Here is a 17,312-nt window from a genome sequence, read left to right as displayed (position 1 = left end):
TTATCCATTACCGATTACAAATTATTTTATCGCACGCGTCGCAATGAACGACGGGATGTGCAGTTCGTGCAGGCGGCCGTCGCCGTTCGTGTCTTCGTATATATCGGTGAGCGTAAAGCCTGCACGAAGCTGTCCGCCGATTTGTTCGCTTACTGTATGAGAAAATTGCCAACCGCTGTCCGATTCTTCAAGCTGTTTGCGGTGTGCTTCGTAAATGAGCGGATTAAACGGAAGAGCGTTGATAATCTTTTCTTCTTTTTGATCGACAATATAGTTTATGCCGATATCAAGTCCGCACAGCAAAACGCCGCCTTTTTTAAGCACGCGGAAACATTCGGCAAATACCGGCTCGACTTTTTCGATATAGCAGTTGCTTACAGGATGAAAAATAATATCGAAAGATGAATCGGCGAAGGGCAGCGGTTTTGACATATCCGCGCGCACGATGTTTATGCGATAGTCTTCGCGTTCGGCAACAATGCGTTCCGATTCAAGCTGTTTTTCCGAATAGTCAAGCACTGTGCATTCCGCTCCGGCGGCAGTAAAAATCGGCATTTGCTGACCGCCTCCCGACGCAAGACCTAATAACTTTTTGCCTTTTAAATCGCCGAACCATTCGTGCGGTACCGGTTTTGTCGGTGTCAATACTACAGACCATTGTCCGTTTTGCGCCTGTAAATACGTTTCGTGGTCAACCGGCTTACCCCATTCCCAGCCTTCCGTAATCCATCGGTCAATGACCGCCGCGTTCGCGTCTTGATAAGTCTCCAAAATCACCTCTCATAAAACCCGCAATTACCGAACCTGTTCAAAAGAAGCGCCGTTCCAGCGATACTCGGCTTGCGAAACGGTTTCGCTTTCCGTTTCATACTTATCGTTCTCTTTTCCGTCTTTCGTTATCTTGATAATGATATTCTTTCGACCTTTTTCAGAATCACTCCATTTTTGATTATACACATCGTAAGCTTTATTCGGAAAAATGATTTTCGTTTTTTTGTAGGAATACCCCTCCCAAACAGAGCCGGCTGAAATTATCGGTAAAAATGTATTATCTTCATTGAAAAAATAAAAATCGCATATACAACTGCGGCCTGATCCGTATCCGAAAAAGTTTGAAAACAGTATAACGGGATTTTTTATAGGAAGTTCAAGATCGGCAATAACGGCAATATCTCTCGGTCTATACAGATGTCCTTTTTCTTTCGGTATAAAACTGGCACCTTTCAGTTCCGAAACGGCGCCGCCTTGTATCAGTAAAAACGTATCGTTTGTAAATATATATTCATCAAAATCCTCCGCACCGTACGGAATGCGGTAAAACGCTTGATATGTTATGTAATCGATTTTTCCGTCCGCATTTATATCACCTGCGGCATATTTTGACGTAAGCCAGCGTCCGCACATAAAGCCCGTGCCTTTACCGCATGTAATTTTATACCAATACGATAAAGCACCTTCGGCGAGCAAAGGCGGCACATCGCATTTTTCTATAACGGATACAACATCGCCTGCATTCAGCTGAAAAAGCTTTGCATATCCGCTTCCCGCTCCTGAGCGGACATTTACCGCATTACCCGTAACGATACATCGCGTATCTTTATACGTAAACCCCTGATAATACAAATCGGTGTCGGTATTTTGTGCATACACGCACATACATACAGCGCACATAGCAGCGAATAAAACGGTCTTTTTCATCGATCTTGCTTCCTCCGAAAATATTTATACTTTAAATGCGTATACGTGCAAGATTACCGAAAAACCGGCAGCGGCGATCGTAAGCCGCACGCTTTTACTGCAGCGGTGCGAAGTATCCGCTCTCGTCCCTGCCGCTCCGGTTCATAAGATAGGTTTCGACTTCAATCGGCAAAAACGCCCGCCCCATATCGGTGTTGAGTGAAGACATATACGAAAGCTGATAGCGTCCGACGGGAAGATTCCGCAAATCGTCGACGACGGGAGCAAGTCCTTCCTGTCTGAAAACGTAATAGGATTTGCCTTTCGTGTTTTCTTCGAGGTAAGCGATTTCGGGATCGGCGGCACCCTGCGTAAGGAGGACGGGCGAAAAAGCGATCGAATTGTTATTGAAATACGCGGTAAGTTCGGAAAGTCCATACTTTTTAAATGCGTTTTGCGTCACGCGTCCCGCACTTAAAAATACGACGGCACGTTTTGCTTCCGCGTTTATGAGATCGTTTGCGGCAAGGCGCAGCGCGAGGTCGAGGGGCACTTCGGCCGACACGGGCGTTTTTAAAACGTTTATGCCGAATTTTTCCGCCGCACGCGGAGAGCCTTTATATTCCGTTGCGGGCACGGCGCCTGCACAGACGATGCGGAGCGTCCCCTCGCCTTTCATCGCAGATGAAAGCTCGCGCACGGCGTTTTGGATTTGCGCTCCGTAAGCCGCGCTTTCCTTCGACCTGTCGATGATGAGCGTAAGGTCTTCGATTTTATTATTCGACGCGGCTCCGATAAGTTTTTGCTGCAAGACGGGACGCTTTCCTTCCGTCAAGTAAAAGTTTTCTTCGCCGAGACCGACGACGCTTTCGCGGCGGCGGTTTTCGACGGAAAGTTCGACGACGACGAGCGGAAATTTATCGGCATTGACGCGTTCGATCTGTACGAAAAGTCCGCCGACAAGCTCCTGCATCTTCGTCATCACATACACTTCGTTCGATTTCATATCGGTGACGAGGACGTTGCCGTTCGCATCGGGCACCGCGCTCGTCAGGCGCGACGGAGCGTTTCCCGTTTTCGCGCTTTCGTATGTCGCTCCCGTTTCGAGGTCGACCGAAATCACTTTGTTCGAATCGCAGACGACGAGAAAGCCGTTCCACGCTTTCATCGATTCGGGAAAGCGGAAAGTTTTTTCCCGCACCAGCGTGCGGATGAAATTGCCTGCAGTATCGAATTGATAGATGCCGCCGGTCACGTTGTCTGCGACGTAGATGCCGCCCGAAACGGCTGCGATGCCGGTAGGTCCCTGAAAGCCGGCAAAGCCGTTTTGCGCCCTTCCGAAATAAAAGAGCGCGTTTCCGTCTTTATCGAATACGTCGACGCGGCTGTTTCCGTAGTCGGTCACGTAGATGTTTCCGTTTTCGTCTTCGGTGAGATATTGCGGGCCGACGCATTGACCGACGCCGCGTCCCTTCGAGCCGATATATTTAATAAATTTTCCGTCGGGGTTCAAAAGCGAAAGCCTGTCGCCCGCGCTTTCGCTGACGAGCATATTGCCGCTTTGAAGCGCAATCACGTCGAGCGGCCGATCGAATCCGTTGATCGGTCCTTCGGCGCGGCGCACGACGGTGCCGTTGACGTTTATCTTCAAGAGTTCGTTGGAACCGTAAGCGACGACCCACAGAGTGCCGTCGGCAAGCGGAAGAGACGAAACGGGTTCGCTGAACACGAGGACATCTCCGTTCATGCCGGGAAAGCTTCCCGCTTCCGTATAGCGCGCGTCTTTTCCGTAGGCATCGCCCGTCACGCGCCGCTCGCTGACAACTTCGATCCTGTTTTGCATGAGGATGCCGCCCCAGCCGTTTTCGTAGGCTCTCTTCCACGATGCGAGTGCTTCGCCTTCAAGACCGCTTCGATAATAAGCTTTGCCGAGCCAGTCGAGTATCAAATTGTCGTCGCTTTTGTATGAAAGGGAACGTTCGAACTGCAAAATCGCTTCGTTGAACGCGCCTCGGTAGTAAGCCTGCACGCCGCGCCGGAACTCTTCGGCCGCAAAACCTTCGTCGGCCGTACGCATCCTTCCGGGAGCGGAAAGCCCTGCCGTATCCTCTGCAAAAAGAGAGGCTGCGAACAGCAGCAATAAAAGGAGCGCTTTTTTCACCGCGCGAAAAGAAGCCCCACTAGGGAAAGCATTTTTACGTATCGATTTTTTTGCCGAATGAACGGAATACGGAGCATGGGAAAAAAGATTTTTCATCGGTCGTCCTTAAAAGCCTCAAGCTGCGCGACGTGTTCTTTGATGACGGCATTCGAACCGTCGAGCTTTTGCGCTTCCGTAAGATATTTTGAAGCTTCTTCCATGAGGCCGAGTTTGAAATATACCCACCCCAGCGAATCGAGGCATGCGGCCGATTTCGGTTCGGATGCGACCGCTTTTTTGCAGTAGGTCAGCGCTCGCGTCAAATCGGTATTTTCGCATGCGAGCACGTATCCCATGCCGTTCAGCGACGTGAGATTTTCGGGATCGATTTCAAGCGATTTTTCGTAATATTCGAGACATTTTTTGACGTCGTTTTGCTCCCACGCGATAAAGGCGATAGCCGCATAGACGGATGCGTTGCGGTAGCCCGTTTCGAGCAATTTGTTGAGTTCGAATTCGGCAAGACGCCTGCGGCCGGAAAGCGCGTAGATGACGGCGAGGAGAAATCGGCACTGCAAAACGCGCTCGAGTTCCGTACCCGATGTAACCACCTGTTCCAAATACAAAAGCGCGTCGTCGTAGCGTTCGAGCTTCGCATAGCACAGCCCTATGTAATACGCGAGCTCTATGCCGTCGATGCCCGTATCCTGAGGAAGTGCGAGAAAAAACGCGAGAGAGTCCGCATATTTTTTTTGCTTATACAGCAGTATGCCCTGCCGCAATATATCGGGAGTTTCGGATGATTTTTTTGCTTCTTTTGCCATAGCCCCACCGCCGCATTATTTTACACCGAAAACGAAATGCCGTCCACTCCTTTCGCAGCGCGCACTTCGGCATAAATGCGCGAGACGGCGACAAAACCTTTTTCGCATACCGCATTGTCGCTTGCATCTCCGCCGTGCGTAACGATGTCCCCTCCGCAAAAAAAGCTGTACCGGTCGCCGTCAGGGCCGGCGAGCACGTGAACGGCATCCCTATATTCGCGAAACGATATTTCATCGGCAAAGGAAGCGCCGCTATAGCGATCGAGAGACAAACCGTTGACGTTTACAAAAACGCACAGACCGTCGGGAGTGCCGTCTCCGTTTGCCGTATGAGTAAGCGAAATGAGCGATGACAGATTGGAAGAAGCAAAGCGCGCCATCGCATCGTAACGCCACAGGCCGTCCGAAGAGCGCACGCTGAAGGCGATTCCCGGCACTCCGTAGAGCACCGCCTGCCTCGCTGCAGCCGCAGTTCCCGAATAGAGAATATCCGTTCCGATATTTGCACCTCGGTTAATCCCTGAAAGCACGGCGTCTACGCCGTTTCCGATGATGCCGCTTTTGAGCGCGGTGATGACACAGTCGGCGGGCATACCCGAGCACGAATAGATACGCTGTCCGTGTTCTTTTATTCGAAGCGGCTTATCCATTGTAATGCGGTTCGAAGCGGCCGAGCGGTTTCTGTCGGGCGCAAATATCCACACTTCGTGACCGGCATCGGACAAGTACCGTGCAAGCGTTTTTATACCGTCGGCGGAAAATCCGTCGTCGTTTGTTAAAAGCAGTTTCACCGTGAAGTCCTATTAGGTTCAATTTCGAGTTTTTTAAAACTCGAAATTTTCCAACTGTTTCATTTGCCGATTGAACGGCGAGTTTCGAAAGCAAATAAAATGATGCGGAGGCGAGGTTCCGGCTGCGTGCCGTTTCGAACGTTAGGCTTACGGAAGCCTGCCCTAAAAGTTCGACCGCGGCTAAGCGGACGGGTTCTCGCCGAAAGCATACTTTTATTTAGAAATACTTTCGAAACTCGACATTCGACCTATTACTTTACGATGTGCGCGCCGTCGGCGGGCAGCACGCGGTACGAAGACGGATGAAAGCCGAATATCCTTTCGTACTCGGAAAGCTTCGTTTGAAACGCTTCTTCGTCTTCTTTTCTGATAAATGTATAGAGGCAGCGCCCGAAGCCCTTCCCCGTAATGCGTCCGCACGTAACGGGGTTTCGAAGCTGTTCGAGATTGGGCTCGAGTTCGCCGACGCGTTTTAATATCCAGTCGATTTCCGGGCACGAAATCTCGAACAAGTCGCGCATGCTTTCGTGGCTGTGGTTGACTGCGCGCGCAAATTTTCCGAAATCGTTCTTCACGAGAGCGCTCCGCGCATCGATGATATCGTTGTGTTCGCGCATGATACACAAAAGCTTTCGTCTCGTATTTTCATTTACCGCCGAAAGCGTTTCGTTTATTTCGGTGACATTGTTTTCGTACTGCCAGCCGCCGTATACGCCCTTCTTTCGTTCTCGGAGATCGCCGAGCAAAAGCGCGTTTTCCGATTCGTGAATCGTATTTTCATCCCACACGGATATGCGCGGCACCCTCGCATCGGTGAGCAGGATGAGAGAGTCGTCGAACGGAAAATCGACATAATCGTAAGCTGCACGCGCGTGGTCGGTGATGAGCAGCTTTCCCGCTTTCGAATACAGGGCGGCAAAATTGTCGGCGTTATAGTTGCCCGTTTTCAAAAACGATTTATTGCCGCGCTCGATCGCCTGCAGCATCTCCGCATCGCTCATGTCGAGAGAAAAAAGTTCGCGGAACGCGAGCGCGCTTGCGGCCTTTATCGCCGTCGTAATGCCGAATCCCGCGGACGGAAGGATATCGCTGTATACGGTGATGTTCATGCCGCCGAGCGTACATCCTCCCGAAAGGAATCCCGAAATAACGGCTTTAATCGCATTCGCCCAGCGGTCTTCGCGCCTGAATTTCAGCGACGAAAGATTTGCCCGCTTTCTCTCGTTCATCTGCGAAAAGTAAAATTTCAGTACGGAATCGTTACGCTTTGAAACAGCGATGTAAACCGGAAGGTCTACCGCCATGGAAAGCGTTTTATCGCGGAAAAACCATGAGTGCTCGCCGATGAGATGAAAACGTCCGGGGGCAACAGCCGTTACTTTCGGAAAAACTTCATATTCTTGTTTGTGGGCACCTCTCACCTGTTTCATACGGCAGTTCGAATCCTCAAAACACCGCTTGTACTCGGCGGCGTTATATATTATAATATTTTCTATTGTATACTAATGAGTAATTTTTTACAAGTTTTCCGCGTGATTTTTTCGGCAATTCTCGTATCTCTGGCCATTCCGAACGAGTTTTTTTTGCTCGGATGTCCTTATATCACCCTCGTTTCGCTTATTCCTCTTTACATAGCCATCGCCGAATGCCGTTCCTACCGGAGCGCGTTTCGGCTCGGCGCCCTGCATACGTTTTCCGTTCATCTGTTTTCGAGTTTTTGGCTTGCATTTTTTAAAGATTTTGCGATTTTTACACTCGGCGCATCGGCACTGGGAACCGGCCTCATCGGCGGTATTTTGGGGCGCATGCTTTACGTACCCTATGCACGGTACGGCGGGGGGAAAAAGCTTTTCGAAGAGCCGGATGCGGCATGTTCGCAAAAACGCCTTGCCGAAGGGGCAGGACGCGCGGCATACTGCATTCCGTTCCGCGTATTTTGGTTTTCGTGTACATACACGCTCTACGAATGGTATAAAGCGTCGGGAACGGGCTTTCTCGCATATCCGTGGGGCACGCTTTCGTCGAGCGCATTTCCATGGCGGCTTTTTATGCAGATCGCCGATCTCACAGGCGCATACGGCGTTTCGTTTTTGTTTGCGCTGTGCTCGGCAGTCTGTGCGGAAGGTCTTTTGCTCCTCAAACATACGCCGCATCTTATCGTACCGCGCGCTTCTCTTTCGGCGCTCAAACATACGGCGTGCGTATGCATTGCGCTCTTTGCGCTTTCGTTTTTATACGGGGCTTTCCAATACGCAAAACCGCGTATACCCGAAAAAATGCTTAACACCGTCTTAGTGCAGCAAAACAGCAATCCGTGGAACGAATCGTCCGACGAAGCGTCGATCATGACATCGGAAAAACTCAGCGAAGAAAAAATCGACGCATTGAAAGCGGAAGGGAAAAATGTGCACCTCGTCGTTTGGAGCGAAGGCGTTTTGCGTCATTCGTTTCCGAGCGGACAGGCCTATTATTCGCTCTATCCTCCCGAAGAGCCGCTTTTGCGCTTTATCGAAAGGGTGAACGTGCCCTTTATCATCGGCGGTCCCTACGTCGCCGACGGAGAAGTGCGCAGATTGAGCAACGCTTCTCTCCTTTTTGATGAGAAAGGTAATTTTCGCGGCGCATACGAAAAGATTCACCTCGTCCCCTTTGCAGAAGTGCTTCCCGGAGAAGAATACGGATGGGCAGTCAATCTGATGGATAAGCTCGTCGGAATTTCGGCCGGATGGAAAGCGGGCGATCAATACGTGCTCTTCGATATTCCGTGCGAATGGAACGAAAAGCGCGCAAAGAGCGCGTCGAAAATCGTATCGCTCGCAAAAGATACCGGAGATGATGCAGTAGAAAAAGAGATGCCGCTCGTCCGCATCGCATCGCCCGTCTGCTTCGGAGATGCCTTTCCGTCCGACGTGTGCGGCCCGCTCCACCGGTACGGAAGCGACATGTTTATCAATATAACCGACGACTCGTGGTCGAATACGAAGTCCGCCGAATATCAACACTTCGTCATCGCCTCTTACCGCGCGATCGAATACCGCACCACTCTCGTCCGCTCGACGAACGCCGGCTATTCGGTCGTGCTCGATCCGGCAGGCAAAATCGTCGCCGATATGCCGCTTTTCGAAAAAGACGCGCTCGCCGTTTCGATTCCCGTTTACAAACACATCTCGACGGTTTACGCGCTTTTCGGAAATTGGCTCCCCTTCGTCTTCGGCGTTTTAATAATAGCCTACTGCCTCTACCTTTCGCTCGCCTTCGTTTTCGGCGACGACTTTATCTACGAAGCGCATTAACAAAACGCCGTCCCTTAAACTTTGCCTCCGAATCGATAACACAAAGCGATGACAGCTTGTCACGCGTGCGATTTGTTTCTATAATAAACGCGATAAAAGGAGGCACTATTGCCATGAGCAAATTTATCATCAAAAAGGCAAAGACCGGACTTATGTTCAACTTTGTCGCGTCGAACGGTGAAGTCGTTGCAACATCCGAAGTGTACACGACGAAAAAAGCGTGCAAAAACGGTATCGCAAGCGTTCAGCGGAATTCGGGATCCGATGTCGAAAACCTTGCAGATAAAAACAGCGTTCACGTCAAAGGCGCAAAGTACGAAACGTATAAAGACAAGCGCGGCGAATTCCGCTTCCGCCTCAAAGCGACGAACGGACAGATCATCGCCGTCGGCGAAGGTTACAAAGCGCTCGCAAGCTGCATGAACGCGATCAAGTCGATCAAAACGAATGCGAAGAGCGCCGAAGTCGTCGACGAAACGAAAGTCGAAAAGACCGAAGTCAAAAAGCCGGCGGCAAAAGCGAAAAAAACCGCGTGTACCGGCTGCGGCTGTAAATCGAAAAAATAAACAGCTGCTTAAAGCAAGCGGAAAAAAACTGTTCGAAAACCGCAAGTCTATTGGCTTGTTCTGAATCGACGGGCTGTTGAAAAAGCAAACGCCTTTTGAGACAGCCCCTTTTCATTGCCTGAAATTTTATTAATCGGTACCGTATCCGCACGACAAGCTTTGATCGGAATGCCGGACGCGGTCAACTGAAATAATTATTAATTATAAACGGCAAGACTGCCGCATTGAAACAGATTGAGGAGATCTAATAAAAATGGAAAAATTTTTTAAATTAAAAGAACGCGGAACGACGATTCGCACGGAAATCACCGCCGGCTGCACGACCTTTTTGGCGATGGCCTATATCCTCGCCGTAAACCCCGCAATCCTTTCGCAGGCGGGCATGAACGCAGCTTCGGTTTTTACCGCGACAGCGATTGCGGCGGGCATTGCGACGCTCGTTATGGCATTTACCGCGAATCTTCCGGTAGCCCTCGCACCGGGCATGGGACTGAACGCATTTTTTACGTTTACCGTCGTTTTAGGCATGGGCTATTCGTGGCAGACGGCGCTCACCGCCGTTTTTCTCGAAGGCATTTTGTTTATCGTTTTATCGATTTTTAAAGTCCGCCAAGCGCTCATCAAAGCGATTCCGGCAAACTTAAAAAAAGCGGTTGCAGTCGGCATCGGTTTATTTATCACGCTCATCGGTTTGCACGACGGCGGCATCGTTTCCGGAGATACCGGAACGATCATCGGTTTTGTGCCGATGAAAGGCGCCGCCCTCGTTGCTATCATCGGCCTCGTCATCACGATCGTTTTGCTCTGCTTAAAAGTAAAAGGCGCGATCATCATCGGCATGATTTTGACGACGATCATCGGCTACCCTTTCGGCGTAACGAAAATTCCCGAGGGCTTCAGCCCCCTCTCACTTCCGGCAGCTCCGCTTTTCTTTCAGTTCGATTTTTCGACAGTGCTTTCGCTGAAATTTTTTACCGTATTTTTTACCTTCCTCTTTGTCGATATTTTCGACACGATCGGAACGCTTATGGGCATCGCCGAACAGAGCAATTTGAAAGATAAAAACGGCGACATCAAAAACGTCAACGAAGCGTTGCTCTCCGATGCGGTCGGAACGGTCGTCGGTTCAATGCTCGGTACGTCGACGATAACGAGCTTTGTCGAAAGCACGGCGGGCGTCGCCGAAGGCGGGCGCACGGGGCTCACATCGGTGACGACCGCTCTCATCTTTTTCCTCGCGCTCTTTTTGAGTCCGCTCTTTTTGCTCGTGCCGTCGGCGGCTTCCGCACCGGCGCTCATCGTCGTCGGCTTTATGATGATGAGGGCAGCCGCGAATATCGAATTTACCGATCTTTCCGAAGGCATCCCCGCTTTTATCACGATCATGACGATGCCGTTTTCGTACAGCATCGCAACCGGCATTTCATGGGGCGTTATGAGCTACGTCGTCTGCAAAGTCGCTTCGCGCAAAGTCAAAGACATTTCCGCGCTCACGTGGGTGCTCTTTGCCGTCTTCGTTGTAAAAACCGTACTCGACGCAGTGTAACTATGGCCGACGAAACGAAATACGCGCGCCCGAGCTGGGACGAATATTTTATGGAAGTTTGCCGCACGGTCGCAAAAAGGGCAACCTGCGACCGCGGCAGAAGCGGCTGTGTCATCGCGCGCGACAATCAAATTCTCGTAACCGGCTACGTCGGAAGCCCTGCGGGGCTTCCCCACTGCGACGACGTCGGACATTTGATGCGGAAAATGATCCACACGGACGGCACGATTTCACAGCACTGCGTCAGAACCGTACACGCCGAACAGAATGCGATCTGTCAAGCGGCAAAGCGCGGCATCGCGATCGACGGCGCGACCGTGTACTGTAAGATGACGCCGTGCAGAACCTGCGCCATGCTCATCATCAACTGCGGCATAAAGCGCGTCGTGTGCGAAATGCACTACCACGACGAAAAAGATTCGCTCGATATGTTCAAACAGGCGGGTATTCCGATCGAACACGTAAACGACAAAACGCAAACCTACACGAATATGTAGCCCCGCTCGCAAATCGATACGCTTTTATCGGAAGCGCGCTTATGTTCCGCCTTTGGCGTAAGCGGCAAGCAGTCCTTCGGCGACACCGGGATTCGTGATAACCGACGGACCTCCGATGCAGCCGCTTTCGCACGCCATCACTTCGACAAGGTTCGGTGTGCTTTCGTTTTTCGCAATCTTCCCCTGATTTATCATTCCGTATGTCGCAAGCTTTTTCATACCGGCTCTGTCGAGTCCGTTGATTTGGGCGGCTTTGAGGATGCTTTGATCTTTCAGACGCACCCGCACCGCTTCCGCTACCCCGCCCGTCTTTGCAAATCCCCTTCCCGTCGACGTCGGAATGTGATCGGGCAGTTTTGCAGGGAGAGAAGCGATATCGATATTTTTTGCGATAAAAAACGCTCTGAGCTCTTCGACCGAAAGCACGTAATCGACCGCATCGTCATCGAAACCCTCCCTCCGCTTTGCAAGGCAGGGACCGATAAACACGGTAACGCAGTCGGCATCTTTTTGCTTTGCGATCTCCGCCGTGTAATGCATGGGGCTTCGCGTTTCGGACACGCAGGGCTTCAAAGCCGGCACGTGAATGTTTACCGCGCGCACATACGCCGAACAGCATGACGTCGTCATAAGCACGTCACCGCGCGCCATACGCTCTTCGAATTCTTTCGCTTCTTTATCCGCGCAGATATCCGCTCCGATCGCGACTTCGAGTACGTCGTCGAAGCCCAGAGCCGAAAACGCCGCTTCGAGCTGACCGGGAGCGGATTTGAATTGAGCTGCGATCGAGGGCGCATAGAGCGCGACGACGCGGCGCTTTTTTTGCATAATATGCTTGATAACGTCGACGAGCTGGCTTTTATCCATCATCGCACCGAAGGGACACTCGCTCATGCAGCGCCCGCAAAAAATGCATTTATCGTAATCGATTTTTTCGTGTCCCGTTTCGTCTTTGCTGATCGCGCCGACGGGGCATGCTTCTTCGCAGGGTACGGGAATTTTAATAACCGCATGATACGGACAGTTTTGCATGCACAGCCCGCAGTTGACGCACTTCGCTTCATCGATAACCGCTCTCCGGTCTACCGTGATCGCTTTGCGCGGACAGTTCATCATGCACGGGCGCGCAAAACAGCCCTGACACGCGTTCGTAATCATGTAGTGCGTTTTTACACACGCGTTGCACGCATCCTGCAAAACGGTGAGCATGGGCCAAGTCGGAGAATCCCGCTCGAGAGCATCCTTCGCGTATTCGGCAAGCGGGCGGTCGTCGTCGTAATTTTCGATCGATATGCCGAGCCTGGCAAGGACTCTCATGCGCAAAATCGCCCTGTCGTGGTAAATACAGCAACGTATCGATTTCGAATCGAGAGGCGCCATTTCGCGAGGGATATAATGCACGCCTTCGGCAAGTTTGCCGTCGAGTTGGAGGTGCGCGATACGCACAAGAATTTCACGCTTTACGTTTGCAGCGTTGTTGTTGATATTGAGCATCGTTTTTCCCTCATGCAGCTGTTCGTTTACGCGCGGCAGTATAACATATTTTTACAGTTTGCGCCAGAAAACGAATACGCGTACGGAAAAGAGCATCGGAAAATCATATTCTCTAAAAATCGGGCGCAAAAAAATCGGTCGTACTTCCGGCAGCGGCCCGCTTCAATCATCCCGCCCCGCTTCCGTATAGTCGCATTCAAAAAGACGTATTTACGGGTTTAAAGCCCTTGTGGGCGTCGGATCCCGACGTAAAAATTTATTCGTGCTGAGGGTTTAATACCCCGACGCTTGCGTCGTGGTTGTTGATTCGGTCGCATAATACGTATCGATCGCATCGCATGCAAACTGTGATGCGACCGCCCGTTTGCGCTTCAAATTCGCTTGGATTTTTTCGTAAAATTGTGTTATGCTTATCGGTATGAAGCGTACAATGAGGATAGTGACGCTCGGCGTTCTCGTTGCGGTTTTTTTTGCCGCCTCGTGTTCGGACAATCAACTGCTTATCGTCTCCGATTCGGGCGAAACGCTCCGAGCGAAAACCGCAGCAAAAGATGCGGATACGTTGTGGACGCGCGAAATCGAAAAAGAGCGCTTGGTGCAAACGATCGCTGCAAGCGAAGCGGTTTCGCCTTCGATAAAACTCAGCCCTGAAACGATGATCGCCTCTCTCGCCGCATCGGAAGCGGTGTATCCGTACATACAAGATTTTGCAAGCCTCGACACATCCCTCATGTCGCCCGACCTGCAAAAGGCGCTCGACGCTTTTGTCGCAGCCCTTTCCCGCAACGAGAGTGCGGACGCATCGTTCGCTTCTGAAAATTTATTTTCATACGTTTTTTTTCTGTCCGATTTGAAAAGCGGATGGAAAGCGCATTTCGGTTTTGACTTTCCCGACGCGAAAACACCGCTTTTTACTTCATCGCTGTGCGGCGCGCCTTTTATCGACGAAGCGGGGGCGGAAGTTCCCGTGCGTTTCGGTTTTTCGGGCGGCTTTATCGATGTGTTGCTGTATTTTGAAAAAGACGGAGAGACCTATACGATTAACAATATCGAAATACGGAAATGGGAGCGGGTCAATGGAAAATAATAATTTAACCGGTATAGAACGACAGCTCGTACTCCAATACCTGATCGACGGAAACGTTCCGGTCACCGTAACGCCGACGGAAAAGAATAACGGGGCGGAAGATGCGATACAGCCGCTTTCGTCGGCCGTGTTTCCCGTCGCGCTCAAAGCCGAACAGATCGCTTCGGGCGGCAACGGTATAATTTTATTAAAAAATCCGCCTCAGTCGGTGATAGGGTTTGCAGGCAAACACGTTCGCGTCGAATTTTATTTCAACCGTGTCGGTCTTTTTTTTATCACGGAAATGCGATCGGTAAAATCGGGACTCGCCTTTGTCGTCCCCGAAGCGATTTGCCGTATCAAAGATGCGGAAGCGAAACACGATTACGATTTTTCCGCGACGGTTTACTATTCATGCAGCAACAAGGCGACCGTCAATTTCGACTGCGTGCCGTGCAAGGGCTACGAGCTTTTTGCACGCCCCGTGTGGGCTTCGATTGCGCTTGAAAATCAAAAGACGGCAAAAGCTTATCTCGAACGATTTGTCACCGAAGCGAAAAAAGAAAAAAACGCGGGTAACGGGTTGCAGCTCATTCCGATATGCCGCTACCTCACGGAACGGCAGACGAAAATCGAATCGTTTTCAGGAAGCGTAAAACCGCTCGATATTTTGTACGTCGATCACGAGCGGATCGTTTTCGGCAGTGTCGATGAAAATTTTCAGCTTTCACACGGTGCCGAATATGCGCTCAAACTGTCCTTTTCGCTGCGGGAAGGCCCCGTCGCAAGCCGCGATGCCTTTGCGACCTGTACGCCGGCAAAGGTATACCGCGCGGATGAAGGGGGGCGTACGTGTGCGGATTGCGTCTATACGTCGCTGCAGGAAGAAGACCGCAGATTTATATACGAAAAAGCGACGAAAAATTTATGCGCGTGACGAGCATTATGCTTTGTTTTCACCGTTCTTTTCCACTTCGCTTTCCTCTTCGTATGCCGTAAATTCGAGCCGCGTGTCCTGCGGTTTATTGCCGAGTAAAATCGCGACGGGATGCAACAGCGGTATGTTTTCGCAGATGATTTTTATGATGACGGTGAGCGGAACTGCGAGGATCATGCCGACAAAGCCCCACATCCAGCCCCACAGCGAGAGCATGACGAGGATGACGAAGGGCGAAATGCCGAGGTTGTGCCCTTCGATGCGCGGTTCGATAAAATTGCCGAGCACTATATTGACTGTCGTCGTTCCCGCGACGATAAAAACGATCGGAGCCGGATGCGGAAAAAACTGCAGAAGCGCAAATACGGAGGTTGATCCGACCGAAACGATCGAACCGAAAGTCGGAATGAAATTCAGCACAAAGGCGAAAAATCCCCACACGACTGCAAAGTCGAGGCCGACGATTTTTGCCGACGCATAGATGAGCACTCCCGTCGCAAGCGAGATAAAAAATTTTATCGAAACGAAGCGCACGACTTGGATCATAATTCGCTTAACGATTTCGAACAGACGATTTTTCATCCGTCCTTCAAACGCTTCTTTGAGCTTTTCGCCGGTCACGTGCATTTCGACGAGCAAAAAGATAAACATCAATACGATGACGAGGATGTTGCGAACGACGGACACCATATTGGCCGAAAGGGAAAACAGCATACGGCGTATCATAATGCCGATATTGAACTGTTCGCCGAGCGCGCTCTGCAGATTGTAAAAAAAACTTTTATCCGCATCGAAACCCAAATTGAATCTGTTTGCAAAAAATTTATAGATCGAAAGAAATTTCGATTCGTATTTCGAATATTCGGAAAGGATCGTACGAAGGCTTGCGAATACGAGAGTACCGAGAACCGCGATGGCGACGACAAATAAAATTGTTACGATGACAACATTGAATATCCACGGCAAGTGAATTTTATTCATGCCGCGGACGATCGGCAAGAGCACGAATGAAAACATAATCGCGATGATGACGGGGATGACGACGCTCGCCGTTATTTTCAAAACGGTAAAAAGCAAAATCGTCGCGATGAAGATCAATAAATACGCGATCTGCCGTGAAATTTGTTCTCTGCCGGTCATCGCTTAAGCTCCGCGCTTTGCGTTTATCGAATCGAAGCCGCATATCGGACGCAACACTTCGGGAACGGTAACGGAGCCGTCTTCGTTTTGATAATTTTCGATGATCGCGAGCATCGCGCGGCCGGCCGCGATCGCCGTTCCGTTCAGCATGTGGACGTATTTGTTTTTGCCGTCGTCGTCTTTGTATTTGATGTTGAGCCTTCTTGCCTGATAGTCGGTGCAGTTCGACGTCGACGTTACTTCTCCGTAGTCACCGTCGGGATGCGCTTCGTCCGCTCGGCCGGGCATCCACGCTTCCAAATCCCATTTGCGGTATGCGGGCGCTCCCAAATCTCCGGTACACGTGTCGACGACGCGAAAGGGAATACCGAGCCCGATAAAGATTTCTTCTTCGATCAGGCGGAGCTTTTCGTGGATTGCGTCCGATTTTTCAGGCAGGCAGTACACGAACATTTCGACTTTATCGAATTGGTGAACGCGGTACAAACCTTTGCTGAAATGTCCTGCCGCTCCCGCTTCGCGTCTGAAACAGTGCGAAAGCCCGCAGTAAAAAAGCGGCAGTTTCGATTTGTCGAGTATTTCTCCCGAATGATATCCGCCGAGCGTGATTTCCGCCGTCGCGACGAGGCAAGTGCCTTCATCTTCGATACAGTAAACGTTCGATTCGTTTCCGCGAGGGTTGAAGCCGATGCCTTGAAGCACTTCCTGCTTTGCGATATCGGGCGTTACGAAAGGCGTAAAACCGCGCTTCCGTAAAATGCCGAGTGCGTACATGATGAGCGCCTGTTCGAGAAAGACCGCTTCGTTTTTTAGGTAATAGAATTTGGGGCCGGAAACCTTCGTTCCGCGCTCGAAGTCGATGATATCGAGCGCTTCTCCGAGCGCTACGTGATCTTTGGGCGGGAACGAAAAAACGCGCGGCGTGCCGACTTTTTTTACTTCGAGGTTTTCCGTATCGACTTTACCGATCGGGGCTTGCGGGTGCGCCATATTCGGAATTTTCCGCGCCGCTTCTTCGAGCTTTGCTTCCGTTTCCGTTAATGTTTTTTCCGCATCCGCGATGGCATCTTTGAGCTCTTTCCCTTTTTCGATAAACTCCCGGCGCTTTGCCTCTTCGAGCTTTCCTTTCATCAACGCGGCGTTTTCATTGCGCTTCTGCTGTAACTGCTGCAGACGCGTGACAAGAGATGTCCGCTCGTCGTAAAGGCGCACGACTTCATCGGCGTCGGCCGTCATATTGCGGTTTTCGATATTTTGTTTTACCGCTTCGAGATTGTCTTTGATAAATTTATAATCAAGCATATATATCCCTTATTAATAATGGTTGTCTAAAAATTTCGA

15 protein-coding genes are annotated in these 17,312 nt (G+C 50.8%); 6 read left to right on the top strand and 9 right to left on the bottom strand.

All coding sequences use genetic code 11. The annotated features are described in order from the left end of the window. Positions 1-21: 21 nt before the first annotated feature. From HMPREF0860_RS11410 to HMPREF0860_RS11385, 6 genes are all read right to left on the bottom strand, one after another. Positions 22-771, bottom strand: a complete 750-nt coding sequence (locus tag HMPREF0860_RS11410; RefSeq protein ID WP_021495781.1) for a class I SAM-dependent methyltransferase — start codon at positions 769-771, stop codon at positions 22-24. 24 nt (positions 772-795) lie between these two features. After that, on the bottom strand, positions 796-1,698 hold the full coding sequence (locus HMPREF0860_RS11405) for an SH3 domain-containing protein (protein WP_021331459.1): 903 nt from the start codon (positions 1,696-1,698) through the stop codon (positions 796-798). A gap of 94 nt (positions 1,699-1,792) precedes the next feature. Next, positions 1,793-3,934 (bottom strand): tetratricopeptide repeat protein, encoded by a 2,142-nt coding sequence (locus HMPREF0860_RS11400; RefSeq protein ID WP_021331435.1) that lies wholly within the window; start codon positions 3,932-3,934, stop codon positions 1,793-1,795. After that, positions 3,931-4,641, bottom strand: a complete 711-nt coding sequence (locus tag HMPREF0860_RS11395; protein ID WP_021331426.1) for a tetratricopeptide repeat protein — start codon at positions 4,639-4,641, stop codon at positions 3,931-3,933. Before HMPREF0860_RS11395 ends, HMPREF0860_RS11400 begins: the two co-directional genes overlap by 4 nt. 20 nt (positions 4,642-4,661) lie before the next feature. After that, on the bottom strand, positions 4,662-5,432 hold the full coding sequence (surE, locus tag HMPREF0860_RS11390) for a 5'/3'-nucleotidase SurE (RefSeq protein WP_021331469.1): 771 nt from the start codon (positions 5,430-5,432) through the stop codon (positions 4,662-4,664). Positions 5,433-5,683: 251 nt separating this feature from the next. Beyond that, positions 5,684-6,862, bottom strand: a complete 1,179-nt coding sequence (locus HMPREF0860_RS11385) for a galactokinase (protein WP_021331468.1) — start codon at positions 6,860-6,862, stop codon at positions 5,684-5,686. 75 nt (positions 6,863-6,937) lie between these two features. Between HMPREF0860_RS11385 and lnt the strand changes: the two genes are divergently transcribed. From lnt to HMPREF0860_RS11365, 4 genes are all read left to right on the top strand, one after another. Continuing rightward, positions 6,938-8,725: an apolipoprotein N-acyltransferase gene (lnt, locus tag HMPREF0860_RS11380; RefSeq protein WP_021331485.1), complete on the top strand. Its 1,788-nt coding sequence runs from the start codon at positions 6,938-6,940 to the stop codon at positions 8,723-8,725. A gap of 113 nt (positions 8,726-8,838) precedes the next feature. Beyond that, entirely contained in the window at positions 8,839-9,291 is a 453-nt protein-coding gene (locus tag HMPREF0860_RS11375; RefSeq protein WP_021331494.1) for a YegP family protein, read from the top strand. A gap of 253 nt (positions 9,292-9,544) precedes the next feature. Further along, positions 9,545-10,837, top strand: coding sequence for an NCS2 family permease (locus tag HMPREF0860_RS11370; protein ID WP_021331467.1), 1,293 nt, complete (start codon positions 9,545-9,547; stop codon positions 10,835-10,837). Positions 10,838-10,839: 2 nt separating this feature from the next. Further along, positions 10,840-11,334 (top strand): deoxycytidylate deaminase, encoded by a 495-nt coding sequence (locus tag HMPREF0860_RS11365; protein ID WP_021331447.1) that lies wholly within the window; start codon positions 10,840-10,842, stop codon positions 11,332-11,334. A 39-nt stretch (positions 11,335-11,373) separates the two neighbouring features. Here the strand turns inward: HMPREF0860_RS11365 and HMPREF0860_RS11360 are convergent, their stop codons facing one another. Then, on the bottom strand, positions 11,374-12,828 hold the full coding sequence (locus HMPREF0860_RS11360) for a monomeric [FeFe] hydrogenase (RefSeq protein WP_021331471.1): 1,455 nt from the start codon (positions 12,826-12,828) through the stop codon (positions 11,374-11,376). 418 nt (positions 12,829-13,246) lie between these two features. On the opposite strand from HMPREF0860_RS11360, the gene HMPREF0860_RS11350 reads away from it, so the two are divergent. Together HMPREF0860_RS11350 and HMPREF0860_RS11345 are read left to right on the top strand one after the other, a co-directional pair. Continuing rightward, positions 13,247-13,915 (top strand): hypothetical protein, encoded by a 669-nt coding sequence (locus HMPREF0860_RS11350; RefSeq protein ID WP_156002200.1) that lies wholly within the window; start codon positions 13,247-13,249, stop codon positions 13,913-13,915. Then, positions 13,905-14,831, top strand: coding sequence for a hypothetical protein (locus HMPREF0860_RS11345; RefSeq protein ID WP_021331477.1), 927 nt, complete (start codon positions 13,905-13,907; stop codon positions 14,829-14,831). Before HMPREF0860_RS11350 ends, HMPREF0860_RS11345 begins: the two co-directional genes overlap by 11 nt. Before the next feature lie 6 nt (positions 14,832-14,837). On the opposite strand, the gene HMPREF0860_RS11340 is transcribed toward HMPREF0860_RS11345, so the two are convergent. Together HMPREF0860_RS11340 and serS are read right to left on the bottom strand one after the other, a co-directional pair. Continuing rightward, positions 14,838-15,971 (bottom strand): AI-2E family transporter, encoded by a 1,134-nt coding sequence (locus HMPREF0860_RS11340; protein ID WP_021331465.1) that lies wholly within the window; start codon positions 15,969-15,971, stop codon positions 14,838-14,840. Between the two features lie 3 nt (positions 15,972-15,974). Further along, entirely contained in the window at positions 15,975-17,273 is a 1,299-nt protein-coding gene (gene serS / locus HMPREF0860_RS11335; RefSeq protein WP_021331463.1) for a serine--tRNA ligase, read from the bottom strand. Positions 17,274-17,312: the final 39 nt, after the last annotated feature.

This window comes from Treponema socranskii subsp. socranskii VPI DR56BR1116 = ATCC 35536 (genome assembly GCF_000468115.1).
GTDB lineage: Bacteria > Spirochaetota > Spirochaetia > Treponematales > Treponemataceae > Treponema_D > Treponema_D socranskii.
The sequence above is the reverse complement of the archived record's forward strand: the minus strand, read 5'-3'. Positions and strand labels throughout refer to the sequence as shown.

Bases quoted from the DNA above. Each gene is read 5' to 3' on its own strand.
- HMPREF0860_RS11405 (WP_021331459.1), bottom strand. From the start codon at position 1,698: ATGAAAAAGACCGTTTTATTCGCTGCTATGTGCGCTGTATGTATGTGC.
- HMPREF0860_RS11400 (WP_021331435.1), bottom strand. From the start codon at position 3,934: ATGAAAAATCTTTTTTCCCATGCTCCGTATTCCGTTCATTCGGCAAAA.
- HMPREF0860_RS11395 (WP_021331426.1), bottom strand. From the start codon at position 4,641: ATGGCAAAAGAAGCAAAAAAATCATCCGAAACTCCCGATATATTGCGG.
- HMPREF0860_RS11385 (WP_021331468.1), bottom strand. From the start codon at position 6,862: ATGAAACAGGTGAGAGGTGCCCACAAACAAGAATATGAAGTTTTTCCG.
- lnt (WP_021331485.1), top strand. From the start codon at position 6,938: ATGAGTAATTTTTTACAAGTTTTCCGCGTGATTTTTTCGGCAATTCTC.
- HMPREF0860_RS11375 (WP_021331494.1), top strand. From the start codon at position 8,839: ATGAGCAAATTTATCATCAAAAAGGCAAAGACCGGACTTATGTTCAAC.
- HMPREF0860_RS11370 (WP_021331467.1), top strand. From the start codon at position 9,545: ATGGAAAAATTTTTTAAATTAAAAGAACGCGGAACGACGATTCGCACG.
- HMPREF0860_RS11365 (WP_021331447.1), top strand. From the start codon at position 10,840: ATGGCCGACGAAACGAAATACGCGCGCCCGAGCTGGGACGAATATTTT.
- HMPREF0860_RS11360 (WP_021331471.1), bottom strand. From the start codon at position 12,828: ATGCTCAATATCAACAACAACGCTGCAAACGTAAAGCGTGAAATTCTT.
- HMPREF0860_RS11350 (WP_156002200.1), top strand. From the start codon at position 13,247: ATGAAGCGTACAATGAGGATAGTGACGCTCGGCGTTCTCGTTGCGGTT.
- HMPREF0860_RS11345 (WP_021331477.1), top strand. From the start codon at position 13,905: ATGGAAAATAATAATTTAACCGGTATAGAACGACAGCTCGTACTCCAA.
- HMPREF0860_RS11340 (WP_021331465.1), bottom strand. From the start codon at position 15,971: ATGACCGGCAGAGAACAAATTTCACGGCAGATCGCGTATTTATTGATC.
- serS (WP_021331463.1), bottom strand. From the start codon at position 17,273: ATGCTTGATTATAAATTTATCAAAGACAATCTCGAAGCGGTAAAACAA.